The organism is Streptomyces sp. CC224B, from assembly GCF_030010595.1.
Classification (GTDB): domain Bacteria; phylum Actinomycetota; class Actinomycetes; order Streptomycetales; family Streptomycetaceae; genus Streptomyces; species Streptomyces longispororuber.
Genome location: NZ_JASCXL010000052.1, coordinates 53,724 through 66,350 on the forward strand (window position 1 = coordinate 53,724; position 12,627 = coordinate 66,350).

Here is a 12,627-nt window from a genome sequence, read left to right on the forward strand (position 1 = left end):
CACACCCCGCACCACCACTCACTGATATCCACACCGAACCACCACCGGAAACGCCCGCACCACTGGAAACCCCGGCACTACCGGAAGCCCCGCACCACCGAGAACCCCCGAAACACCGCACGACTCGCACCACCCCGCGCAACACCGAGAAACGTCGAGACCCCGACAATTCCGCGCGCTCTCGCCCGCGCGCGGTTTCATAGATTTCCGCTCAGTAGATTTCCGTAGATTCCGACTTGAGGAAGGCACGGCCGCCGCACGTGAGGGACACACGAGAGAGCCGGCTGCTCCTGGTGCTGCTGATCGCCATCGCGTTCGCACTGATCACGGTGGACATCCGCGGCGGTGAGGACTCACCGGTCGACGGTGCCCGACGGGCCGCCGCCACGGTCTTCGGCCCGGTCGAGGACGGCATGGCCGGTGCCGTGGACCCGATCGGCAACGCCATCGGCGCGGTCCGCGACTCCGGCGACCGCCACGACCGCATCGCGCAGCTCGAACGGGAGAACGCCGCGCTGAAGGCCAAGCTCGGCAGCGACGACCGCAACCGCAGCCGGGTCAAGCAGCTCGACGCCCTGCTGAAGAAGGCGGGCGCCGGCCAGTACGGCATCAAGGGCGCCGAGGTCATCGGCATAGGAGCCGCCCAGGGCTTCTCCTGGACCGTCACCATCGACGCCGGGGCCAACGACGGCATCAGGCGCGACATGACGGTCCTCAACGGCGACGGCCTGGTCGGCCGCGTCACCACCGTCGGCCCGTCCACCGCGACCGTGCTGCTCGCCAACGACCCCGACTTCACCGTCGGCACCCGTATGGAGAAGACCGACGAGCTCGGCTTCGCCTCCGGCCAGGGCGACCGCCCGCTGCGCGTCCAGATGCTCAACGGCAAGGCCAAGGTCAAGAAGGGCGACCGGCTGGTGACCTTCGGCTCGCAGGCCGACAGGCCGTTCGTGCCGGGTGTCCCGGTCGGCGAGGTCGTCCGCATCGACCCCTCCCGCGGCGACCTGACCCGCAACGTGTACGTCCGGCCGTACGCGGGATTCACCCGGCTCGACGTCGTCGGCGTCGTCGTGGAGGCCCCCCGCAAGGACCCGCGCGACACCGTCCTGCCGCCCGAGCCCAAGAAGCCCAAGCCCGCCCCGACCGTGACGGTCACCGCCACGCCCTCCGGACAGGCCCCGGCCGACGGAGCCGACGGCACCGAGCAGAACGAGCAGTAGGAGCACTGACACCATGCGCTTCAACCGGATCCTGCTCTCCAGCGCCCTGGTCGTGGTCGCCCTCGTCGTCCAGGTCAGCGTCCTGGCGCGGCTCCAGCTGCCGGGCGCCGTCCCCGACCTGGTGCTGCTCACCGTGCTCGGCCTCGCCCTCGTCTACGGCCACGTGGGCGGCGCCCTGATCGGCTTCGGCGCGGGCCTGCTCACCGACCTGGCGCCGCCCGCCGACCACGCCGCCGGGCGCTACGCCCTCGTGCTGTGCGTCATCGGCTACCTCGCGGGCCTCGCCAAGCCCGAGACCGGCCGCCTCCGCTCCGCCAGCGGCCCGCTCGTCGTCGTGGTCGGCGCCGCCATCGGCTCCACGCTGCTGTACGCGGGCGTGGGCGCCCTCGTCGGCGACGGCGCGGCCCGGCACGTGGGCCTGGGCGGGCTGCTCTTCACGGCCGCGCTGTACGACCTGCTGCTGGCGCCGTTCACCATCCCGCTGATCATCACGATCGCCCGCCGCGCCGAGAACGACCCGCTCGGCGAGAGCCCCGCCAACACCAAGGCCGCCGACGTCTCCAACGGCTTCCTGGCCTCCGGCACCGGCCTGCGCATCGGCGGCCAGCGCGGCAGCGGGCTGCGGATGAAGGCGGTCAAGGCCCGCGCGGCCCGCGCCGGACGCATCAAGGGGGTCAAGCGACTGTGAGCGCACCGCAGTCGACGCACGTCACCAGGGGAGGAGCGAAGCAGTGACCAACATTCCGGAGACGGGCCGCACGCCGCGCGTGCAGATCCGCCTCGTCGTCATCCAGATCCTCGTCGTCTCGCTGCTCCTCACCCTCGGCGGCCGCCTCTGGTACCTCCAGGTCCGCAACGGCGCCGAGTACGCCGAAGAGGCCTCCGGCAACCACGTCCAGCAGGTCGTCCAGCCCGCCGTGCGCGGCGAGATCCTCGACGCCCGCGGCGTCCCCCTCGCCGACAACCAGACCCGCCTCGTGGTCTCCGCCTCGCGCACCGAGCTGATGAAGATGAAGGACGACGGCAAGGCGGTCCTCGCCAAGCTCGCCGGCGTCCTCGGCATGAGCGTCAAGGACGTCGCCGACAAGGTCCGCCTCTGCGACTCCAAGACCCCCCAGCCCTGCTGGAACGGCTCCCCGTACCAGCCCATCCCGATCACCGACGAGGCCACGCCCAAGCAGGCCCTCCAGATCCGCGAGCGCTCCGAGGACTTCCCCGGCATCACCGCCGAGCCCACCGCCGTCCGCCGCTACGCCGCGCCCGGCAAGGCCAACACCGCGCAGGTCCTCGGCTACCTCTCGCCCGTCACCGACGAGGAGATCGAGAAGGCCAAGGACACCGACTCGCCGTTCCTCCGCTCCGACCAGGTCGGCCGCTCCGGCCTGGAGCGCACGTACGACAAGCAGCTCCGCGGCAAGGCCGGCGTCACCCGCTACGAGGTCGACAACCTCGGCCGCGTCATGGGCAAGGCCAAGTCGGACAAGGCCGAGCCCGGCTCGAACGTCGTCACCAGCATCGACGCCCGCGTCCAGGCCGCGGCCGAGTACTGGCTGAACGACGCGATGAAGAAGGCGCGCCAGGAGTTCGACAGGAACACCGGGGAGAACTACAAGGCCGACGCGGGCGCCGTCGTCGTCATGGAGAACAAGACCGGCCGCGTCATCGCCATGGCCTCCAACCCGACGTACGACCCGAACGCCTGGGTCGGCGGCATCTCCGGCAAGGACTACGCCAAGCTCACCGGCAAGAAGTCCAACTACCCGCTGCTGAACCGCGCCATCCAGGGCCAGGCCGCCCCCGGCTCCATCTTCAAGGTCATCCCGACCACGGCCGCGGTCAACGCGGGCTACGAGTTCCACGGCAGCTACCCCTGCCCCAGCTCGTACTCGATCGGCGGCCAGGTCTTCAAGAACTTCGAGTCCCAGGGCCACGGCAACATCACCCTCGGCCAGGCCCTGGAGGTCTCCTGCGACACCGTCTACTACAAGCTCTCGCACGACGAGTGGCGCAAGGACGGCGGCAACAAGCCCAAGAAGGACCCCAAGGACTGGTTCTACCGCACCGCCCACCAGTTCGGCCTCGGCAAGGAGACCGGCATCGACCTGCCCAACGAGGTCACCGGCCGCGTCCCCGACCGCCAGTGGAAGAAGGACTACTGGAAGGCCAACAAGGACGCCTGGTGCAAGCAGGGCAAGAAGGGCGGCGACTACGCCGAGCGCATCGCGTACGAGAACTGCCTCGAAGGCATGAAGATGCGCGCCGGTGACTCCGTCAACTACTCCATCGGACAGGGCGACACCCTCGTCACGCCGATACAGATGGCCACGATCTACTCCGCCATCGCCAACGGCGGCACCCTCTACAACCCCACCGTCGGCAAGGCGATCATCAGCCCCGACGGCAAGCGGATCGAGGAGATCAAGCCCAGGGCGCACGGCAGGCTGCCCATGGACGCGGCGCTGCGCAAGGACATAGACGGTGCCCTGGCCGACGTCGCCACCAAGGGCACCGCCGCCTGGCGGTTCGGCGGCTGGCCGCAGGACAAGATCCCGATGCACGCCAAGACCGGCACCGCCGAGGTCTACGGCAAGCAGACGACGTCGTGGTTCGCGACGTACACCAAGGACTACTCGATCGTGATGACGATCTCCCAGGGCGGTACGGGCTCCGGCGCCTCCGGGCCCGCCGTGCGCCAGATCTACAACGCCATGTACGGCCTGGACGACGAGGGCAACCAGGACCTCAAGAAGGCCCTGCTGCCCGCGCCGCAGAAGTCCCTGCCGAAGATCCAGCCCGACGGCTCCATCAACGCCCCGAAGGTCAAGCCGTTCAAGCCCGCCGAGCCCAAGTCGCCCGAGGAGCTCCAGAACCCCGGGGACCGGCAACAGCAACAGGGCGACCCACCGCAGGACCAGCAGGACCAGCAACAGGACGACCAGCAGGAACTCGCGGGCGCGCCCGCGGGCTGGAGGCGCGACTAGTGGCCGGCACCAGCGGTTTCTCCGTCTCGGGGTACGGCCCCGAGCGCTCCACCCTGTCCCGCCTGTTCGCCCGCGACTCGGTGCTGCGCAGGCTGGACTGGTGGATACTCCTCGCCGCGCTCGCCCTCTCCGTGATCGGCTCGGCGCTCGTCTACTCGGCCACCCGCAACCGCACCGAACTGGTCGGCGACGACCCGTACGCCTTCCTGATCAAGCACGTCATCAACATCGGCATCGGCCTCGCGCTGATGGCGGGCACGATCTGGCTCGGCCACACCATGCTGCGCACCGCCGTGCCGATCCTCTACGGCATCTCGGTCTTCCTGATCCTGCTGGTGCTGACCCCGCTCGGCGCGACCATCAACGGCGCCCACGCGTGGATCGTCATCGGGGGCCAGTCGCTCCAGCCCGCCGAGTTCTGCAAGATCACCATCATCCTGGGCATGGCGATGCTGCTCGCGGCGCGCGTCGACGCCGGTGACCGGGAGCACCCCGACCACCGCACCGTCGTGCAGGCCCTCGGCCTCGCCGCCGTCCCCGTCGCGATCATCATGCTCATGCCCGACCTGGGCTCGGTCATGGTGATAGTGGTGATCGTCCTCGGCGTCCTGCTCGCCTCCGGCGCCTCCAACCGCTGGGTCTTCGGCCTGCTCGGCGCGGGCGCGCTCGGCGGCGTCGCCATATGGCAGCTGGGCGTCCTCGACGACTACCAGATCGCGCGCTTCGCGGCCTTCGCCAACCCCGCGCTCGACCCGGCGGGCGTCGGCTACAACACCAACCAGGCCCGCATCGCCATCGGCTCCGGCGGCCTCACCGGCACCGGCCTCACCAACGGCTCGCAGACCACCGGCCAGTTCGTCCCCGAGCAGCAGACCGACTTCGTCTTCACCGTCGCGGGCGAGGAGCTCGGCTTCGTCGGCGCGGGCGCGATCCTGTTCCTGCTCGGCGTGGTGCTGTGGCGGGCCTGCCGCATCGCCCGCGAGACGACCGAGCTGTACGGCACGATCGTCGCCGCCGGGATCATCGCCTGGTTCGCCTTCCAGTCCTTCGAGAACATCGGCATGACCCTCGGCATCATGCCCGTGGCGGGCCTCCCGCTGCCGTTCGTCTCCTACGGCGGAACGTCCATGTTCGCCGTCTGGGTGGCCGTCGGACTCCTCCAGTCCATCAAGGTGCAGCGCCCGCTGTCGGCGTGACCCTCCCTCCGGGGCGCTCCGGCGCCCCGGAAGGAGGTGCGTTCCCCGCCGCAAGAGCCACAGGTCCGGCCCGACCCGTTTAGCGCCCCGGATCCTGCCCAGGTTCACTTCATGGCGGACACGAAGCGCGACGCGGACACCCGGCACGGATCCGGCACGGGCAGCGACCCGGAGACCGAACAGGAGATCGAGCGGAAGTACGACGCGGCGGCCGACGGGGCGCTGCCCGACCTCGGCGGCGTCACCGGCGTCGCCGACGTCGCCGCCCAGGGCGTCACCGACCTGGACGCGGTGTACTACGACACCCCCGACGAGCGCCTGGCCGCGGCCTCGGTCACCCTGCGCCGCCGCACCGGCGGCGGCGACGAGGGCTGGCACCTGAAACTGCCCGTCCCCGCCGCCGAGGACACCCGCCAGGAGGTGCGGGCGCCCCTGTCGGACGACGTGCCCGACGCCCTGCGCGCCCTCGTCCGCGCCCACGTGCGCGACGCCCCGCTCACCCCCCTCGTACGCCTGCGCACCGCCCGCGACGTCCGCCGCCTCCTCGGCGCGGACGGCGACCCGCTCGCCGACGTCAGCGTCGACAGCGTCCTCGCCGAGCGCCTCGGCGGCAGCGGCGGCACCGCGGCCTGGACCGAGATCGAGGTCGAGCTGGCCGACGGCCGCGACCCGGCGTTCCTGGACCGGGTGGAGAAGAAGCTGCGCAAGGCGGGCGTACGGCGGTCGCAGGCGCCGTCGAAACTGGCCCGGGCGCTGGCGGAGGCGGCCGCCGCCACCGGCCGCGCGACGCGGGACGGGCAGGACCCGGCGTCCCCGGGCGGACCCGGCGGCCGCCGCGAGCCGGACGGCACCGCCGGGGCCCACGTCCTGGCCTACCTCCGCCACCAGCGCGACGCCCTGCTGGCGTGGGACCCCGCCGTCCGCCAGGAGCTGCCCGACTCCGTCCACAAGATGCGCGTGGCCACCCGGCGCCTGCGCAGCACTTTCAAGGCGTACCGCAAGGTCCTCGACCGGGCGCTCACCGACCCCGTGGGCGAGGAGCTGAAGTGGCTGGCCGCCGAGCTGGGGGTGGACCGCGACCACGAGGTCCTCACCGAGCGCCTCACCGCCGCCGTGGACGGCGTCCCGCGCACCCTCCTGCTCGGCCCGGTCCACGCCCGGCTGCGCGTCTGGGCGGTCGCGGGCGCCACCGAGGCCCGCCACCGCACCACCGCCGTCCTCGACAGCGACCGCTACCTGTCGCTGCTCGACCGCCTCGACGCCCTCCTGTCCGACCCCCCGCTGCGCAAGGCCGCCGCGGCCCCCGCCGCCACCGTCCTGCCCAAGGTCCTGCTCAAGGAGCACGCCCGGCTCACCACCCGCGTCGAGCACGCCCTCGCCCTGGCCCCCGGCGAGGAGCGGGACACGGCGCTGCACGAGGCCCGCAAGGCCGCCAAGCGCGCGCGGTACGCGGGCGAGGCCGCCGTGCCCGCCCTCGGCCGGCCCGCCCGGCGCTTCGCCAAGCGCGTGAAGGCCGTCCAGTCGCTCCTCGGCGGCCACCAGGACAGCGTCGTCGCCCGCGGGACCCTGCGCGAGCTGGCGGTCCAGGCCCACGCGGCGGGCGAGTCCGCGTACACCTGGGGCCTGCTGTACGGCCGCGAGGAGGCGGTCGCCGCGGCCCGCGAGCGGGAGCTGCCCGGGGCGTGGGAGCGGGCGGCGCGGCCGAAGGTGCGGGCGGCGCTCGGCGGCTGAGGGCCGGGGCGCCCTGCGGCGCGTGCCGAGGGGCGGCCCCGGCCACGTTAGGCTTGAGGGTCACCCCTGTCAGCTCACGAAGGTCCAGCGATGTCTGTCGAGTCGGTTTTCCCGCAGCTCGAAGCCCTGCTCCCGCATGTGCAGAAGCCGATCCAGTACGTAGGCGGCGAGCTCAACTCCACCGTCAAGCCGTGGGACGAGTGCGACGTCCGCTGGGCCCTCATGTACCCGGACGCGTACGAGGTCGGCCTGCCCAACCAGGGCGTCATGATCCTGTACGAGGTCCTGAACGAGCGCGAGGGCGTCCTCGCCGAGCGCACGTACAGCGTGTGGCCGGACCTCGAGGAGCTGATGCGCGAGCACGGCGTCCCGCAGTTCACCGTGGACAGCCACCGCCCGGTGAAGGCGTTCGACGTCTTCGGCCTGAGCTTCTCCACGGAGCTGGGCTACACCAACATGCTCACGGCCCTGGACCTCGCGGGCATCCCGCTGGAGTCCAAGGACCGCACCCTGGACGACCCGATCGTCCTCGCGGGCGGCCACGCGGCCTTCAACCCCGAGCCGATCGCGGACTTCATCGACGCGGCGATCATCGGCGACGGCGAGCAGGCCGTGCTCGACATGACGGAGATCATCCGGCGGTGGAAGGCCGAGGGCCGCCCCGGCGGCCGCGAGGAGGTCCTGCTCCGCCTCGCGAAGACCGGCAGCGTCTACATCCCGGCCTTCTACGACGTCGAGTACCTCCCCGACGGCCGCATCGGCCGCGTCGTGCCGAACCGCTCCGGCGTGCCGTGGCGGGTCAGCAAGCACACCGTCATGGACCTGGACGAGTGGCCGTACCCGAAGCAGCCGCTGGTCCCGCTCGCGGAGACCGTCCACGAGCGCATGTCCGTGGAGATCTTCCGCGGCTGCACGCGCGGCTGCCGCTTCTGCCAGGCCGGCATGATCACGCGCCCCGTGCGGGAGCGAAGCATCACCGGCATCGGCGAGATGGTGGAGAAGGGCTTGAAGGCCACCGGCTTCGAGGAGGTCGGCCTGCTGTCGCTCTCCTCCGCCGACCACACGGAGATCGGCGACATCGCCAAGGGCCTCGCGGACCGCTACGAGGACGACAAGATCGGCCTGTCGCTGCCCTCCACCCGCGTGGACGCCTTCAACGTCGACCTGGCCAACGAGCTGACCCGCAACGGCCGCCGCTCCGGCCTCACCTTCGCCCCCGAGGGCGGCAGCGAGCGCATGCGCAAGGTCATCAACAAGATGGTCTCGGAGGAGGACCTGATCCGCACGGTCGCCACCGCGTACGGCAACGGCTGGCGCCAGGTGAAGCTGTACTTCATGTGCGGCCTGCCGACCGAGACCGACGACGACGTCCTGCAGATCGCCGACATGGCGATGAACGTCATCCAGAAGGGCCGCGAGGTCTCCGGCTCCAACGACATCCGCTGCACGGTGTCCATCGGCGGCTTCGTGCCCAAGCCCCACACCCCCTTCCAGTGGGCCCCGCAGCTCTCCGCCGAGGAGACCGACGCCCGTCTGGCCAAGCTCCGCGACAAGATCCGCGGCGACAAGAAGTACGGCCGCTCCATCGGCTTCCGCTACCACGACGGCAAGCCCGGCATCGTCGAGGGCCTCCTCTCCCGCGGCGACCGCCGCGTCGGCGCCGTCATCCGCGCCGTCTACGAGGACGGCGGCCGCTTCGACGGCTGGCGCGAGCACTTCTCCTACGACCGCTGGATGGACTGCGCGGACAAGGCGCTGGCCCAGTTCGGCGTGGACGTCGACTGGTACACGACCCGCGAGCGCACCTACGAGGAGGTCCTGCCCTGGGACCACCTCGACTCGGGCCTCGACAAGGACTGGCTCTGGGAGGACTGGCAGGACGCCCTCGACGAGACCGAGGTCGACGACTGCCGCTGGACCCCGTGCTTCGACTGCGGCGTGTGCCCGGCCATGCAGACCGAGATCCAGGTCGGCCCGACGGGCAAGAAGCTGCTGCCCCTCACGGTGAAGAAGTCCCCCGCAACGGCCTGACCCCGCACCGCCCCGCGGCACCGCCGCAGGAACCGCCTGTGCCCCGCACCCGCTTCCCGGGTGCGGGGCACAGGCGGTCGCGGGCCTGTGGCCACTCCTCGGCCCCGCTGACGCGCCGACCGGCCACGCCGGTGGCCCCGGCCTCCCCGGTGCCGCTTCCGGTACGGCCCCCGTGTGTGGTCGACGCGTACGATCTCCCCTCGTCCGACGGGGTGGGTGACGGGATGTCGCCGTCTCTGGCGGTCGTGGAGAAGTACCAGTTCGGAAACGGGGGGAACGGGGCGTCGGTGACGGCGTCCCAGTCGGTATGGACCTGGAGAAGCGGCTCCCGGAGGAGCATGAGCCCGTGCGCGGGAGCGAGACCGTGCCGGAGCCCGCGGTGCGGGGTGACGGGTGTCTTGTGGTGGCGTTGCGGCTGCCGGTGCGCATCGTGGTTCTGGTGCTCGTGGTGCCGGTGCGGATCGTGTGGGACGCGCTCGTGGTGTGCGGGCGGTTCGTGTACGACCGGGCGCTGCGGCCCGTGGGGCGGGCGTTCGCCTGGGTGGGGCGGGGGATCGGGGCCGTCCTGAGGTTCCTCGGCAAGGCCGTCTTCGTCTGGCCGTGGGTGGGGCTGTGGCGGTACGTGCTCAAGCCGCTCGGCCTGGGGCTCCTCTGGCTGGGGCACCTGCTGCTGGTCGTACCCGCCGTGTGGGTGTACCGGTGGGTCCTCACGCCGCTCGGCCGCGGCCTCGCCTGGCTGGGGCGGGTGCTCGTCGTCGCCCCCGCGCGCTGGCTGTACGCGCGCGTGCTCACGCCCCTCGGCCACGGCATCGCCTGGCTCGCGCGGGGCATCGGGGCCGGTGCGGCGTGGGTGCTGCGCGGGGTCTGGTGGGTGCTGCGGGGCGTCGGGCTCGGCGTCTGGTGGGTCGTGCGCGGCGTGGGGATCGCCGTCGGGACCCTCTTGCGGTGGATCTTCGTGGTGCCCGTCGTCGCCCTGTGGCGCTGGGTCCTCGCCCCGGTCGGCCGGGGGATCGCCCTCGTCGCGCGGGAGATCGGGGACGCCCTCGGACACGCGTGGCGGATCGCCGGGCACGTCTCCCGGGCCGTGTGGGGCTTTTTCGTCCGGCTCTTCCGCTGGACCGTGGTGGAGCCGGTGCGCTGGGTGTACCGGACCCTGCTCACGCCGGTCGGGCACGCCGTGCGCGACGCGCTGTGGCGACCCGTCGCCCGGGGCGCCCGGGCCGTGGGCCGCGCCGGACGGCAGGCGCTCGACGCCGTACGCGAGAGCGCCCGGCAGGCCCGCGCCGACGTCCGGCGGCTGCTGTTCGGGGCGTCCCGCGAGCAGGAGGCCGTGACCAGGGGGACCGGGGCCCGGCGGGAACCCGCGAGCGGTGAAGCGCGTACCCTGGAGCGGAAGGTCCGGCGCGAGACGCCTCCGCCGACGCGGGGGTGATCCGGACCAGGACACCGGGCTGGCACCAGCCCGGATGTGCTCCCCGCCCCCTGCGGGGCAGCGTGACGGACCGCGTACACGAGGAGAAGTTCCCCTGGGCAAGCGACAGCCCGAAGGCCCGCCGCCCGCACCCGTGGCGCAGCGCATCCGTCTGCGCTACACCAAACGCGGCCGCCTCCGGTTCACCAGCCACCGTGACTTCCAGCGTGCCTTCGAGCGGGCGTTGCGCCGGGCCGAGGTGCCCATGGCGTACTCGGCCGGCTTCACCCCGCACCCGAAGGTGTCGTACGCCAATGCCGCACCCACCGGCACGGGCAGTGAGGCCGAGTATCTGGAGATCGCGCTCACCGAGCCCCGCGACCCGCAGGCACTGCGGGAGCTGCTCAACGAGTCGCTGCCCGACGGCCTGGACATCACCGACGCCGTCGAGGCCCGCACCTCCGGGCTCGCCGACCGGCTCACCGCCTCCGTGTGGGAGCTGCGCCTTGACGGCGTGGCGCTCGCCGATGCCGAGCGGGCCGCCGCCGCCTTCCGCGCCGCCGGGACCGTCGAGGTCCAGCGCCGCACGAAGAACGGGATGCGCACGTTCGACGCCCGCGCCGCCGTCGTGAGCCTGGACGCCCTCGGCCCGGAGGCGCTCGCCTCCGCCGCTGATAGGCCGACGGACAGGCCCTGTGCGATACTGCGGCTGGTTGTACGGCACGCGACACCCGCCGTCCGACCCGACGACGTCCTGTCCGGTCTCCGAGCTGTGGCCGACCTGGCGCCGCCGGTCCCCGCAGCGGTGACCAGGCTGGCGCAGGGGCTTTTCGATGACGAGACCGGCACGGTGACCGACCCGCTCGCGCCCGACCGCGAGGCAGCCACGGCCGCTCCGGCCGACCGGCACCCCCGTCCGGGGGAGGCCGCTCCGGCTGCCGCCGCGACGGCGCAGGTGCCGGAAGGTCCCGCGTAGGGCGCTCGCCGAGAACACCGCAGCGCCGCCCTTGTACTCGGGAGCCACCTGGGTCGGGCAGCGCACTGACCAGAAGACTTTCGCCAGGCCGTACGCCAGGAGCGTACGGAACCGGCGAGACAAGACACAGACAGCTCCCGTGCGGCGCCCACGCCCCCGGATGGCGGCCCCGCGACAGGTGCGGGCCGCGGGTACGTCCGGCACAGGCGCGGCGCCCGGGAGCGTGACGGGAGAACCGCCCGCATGCTTGAGCCGAACGACCCCACCGAGGGCTCGCAGAACAACAGCACCCCCAGCGACACGCTGCCGCCGCGCCGTCGGCGCCGCGCCGCGTCGCGCCCCGCGGGACCGCCCGCGGGCACCGCCACGGACACCGCCGCGGACACCGCGCCGGCCATACCGGCCGCCCCCGCCACCGTGGACCCCACCGCCGCCGCCGTGGACGCGGAGACCGAGGCGGACGAGGAGCTGGAGGCGGCCGACGCCGCTGCCGCCGCGCCGCTGACCGGCGAGGACGAGACCCCCGCCGAGGCCACCGAGGCCCCCGAGGCGGCGCCTGCCGGGCGTACGCGCCGGCGTGCCACGCGCCGTGCGTCGGCCCCGGCCGGAGCGCCGAAGACGGCCCAGGAGGCCGGGCAGGCCCCCGCCGAGGCCGCCGCGACCGCCGCCGCGCCGCTGACCACCGGCGAGGAGACGGCCGCCGAGGCCCCCGAGCCTGCTGAGACCACTGAGGCTGCTGAGGCCGCTGAGGCGGCGTCTGACGGGCGTACGCGTCGGCGTGCCACGCGTCGCGCGTCGGCCCCGGCCGGTGCGCCGAAGGCCACCCGGAAGGCCGAACCGGCCGAGTCGGTCGCGCAGGAGCCGGTCGCCGAGGAGCCCGCCGTGGAGGAGCCCGCCGCCGCTGCCGCCGAGGCGCAGCCGGAGGCCGAGTCCGCGGCCCCGCGCCGTACGCGCCGCCGTGCGGTGCGTGCCGCGTCCGCGCCCACCGGGCCCGCGACGGCCGGTGCCGAGGCCGCCGAGGCCGCGCCGGAGCCCGCCATGGAGGAGCCCGCCGCTGCCGCCGAGGCGCAGCCGGAGGCCG

General features: G+C 73.0%; 8 protein-coding genes and 1 pseudogene. All 9 read left to right on the forward strand.

All coding sequences use genetic code 11. The features are described from left to right. The first annotated feature begins 260 nt into the window (after positions 1 to 260). Positions 261 to 1,220 carry a rod shape-determining protein MreC gene (mreC, locus tag QK440_RS21345; protein ID WP_282794764.1) on the forward strand — a complete coding sequence of 320 codons (960 nt, stop codon included), beginning with the start codon at positions 261 to 263 and terminating at the stop codon, positions 1,218 to 1,220. Between the two features lie 13 nt (positions 1,221 to 1,233). Next, positions 1,234 to 1,908, forward strand: a complete 675-nt coding sequence (gene mreD / locus QK440_RS21350) for a rod shape-determining protein MreD (RefSeq protein ID WP_282794765.1) — start codon at positions 1,234 to 1,236, stop codon at positions 1,906 to 1,908. Positions 1,909 to 1,951: 43 nt separating this feature from the next. Next, a complete protein-coding gene (mrdA, locus tag QK440_RS21355; RefSeq protein WP_282794766.1) occupies positions 1,952 to 4,201 on the forward strand; it encodes a penicillin-binding protein 2 in 2,250 nt (749 codons plus the stop codon). Then, entirely contained in the window at positions 4,201 to 5,397 is a 1,197-nt protein-coding gene (gene rodA / locus QK440_RS21360) for a rod shape-determining protein RodA (protein WP_282794767.1), read from the forward strand. The genes mrdA and rodA overlap by 1 nt, the downstream gene beginning before the upstream one ends. 111 nt (positions 5,398 to 5,508) lie before the next feature. Then, positions 5,509 to 7,128: a CYTH and CHAD domain-containing protein gene (locus QK440_RS21365; protein ID WP_282794768.1), complete on the forward strand. Its 1,620-nt coding sequence runs from the start codon at positions 5,509 to 5,511 to the stop codon at positions 7,126 to 7,128. Positions 7,129 to 7,218: 90 nt separating this feature from the next. Continuing rightward, positions 7,219 to 9,159, forward strand: a complete 1,941-nt coding sequence (locus tag QK440_RS21370) for a TIGR03960 family B12-binding radical SAM protein (protein ID WP_282794769.1) — start codon at positions 7,219 to 7,221, stop codon at positions 9,157 to 9,159. A gap of 346 nt (positions 9,160 to 9,505) precedes the next feature. After that, positions 9,506 to 10,591, forward strand: a complete 1,086-nt coding sequence (locus QK440_RS21375) for a hypothetical protein (protein WP_282794770.1) — start codon at positions 9,506 to 9,508, stop codon at positions 10,589 to 10,591. 34 nt (positions 10,592 to 10,625) lie between these two features. Beyond that, positions 10,626 to 11,546 (forward strand): TIGR03936 family radical SAM-associated protein, encoded by a 921-nt coding sequence (locus QK440_RS21380; protein WP_282794771.1) that lies wholly within the window; start codon positions 10,626 to 10,628, stop codon positions 11,544 to 11,546. A 243-nt stretch (positions 11,547 to 11,789) separates the two neighbouring features. Further along, positions 11,790 to 12,627 (forward strand): annotated as a pseudogene (locus tag QK440_RS21385) (ribonuclease E/G); the annotation flags it as partial.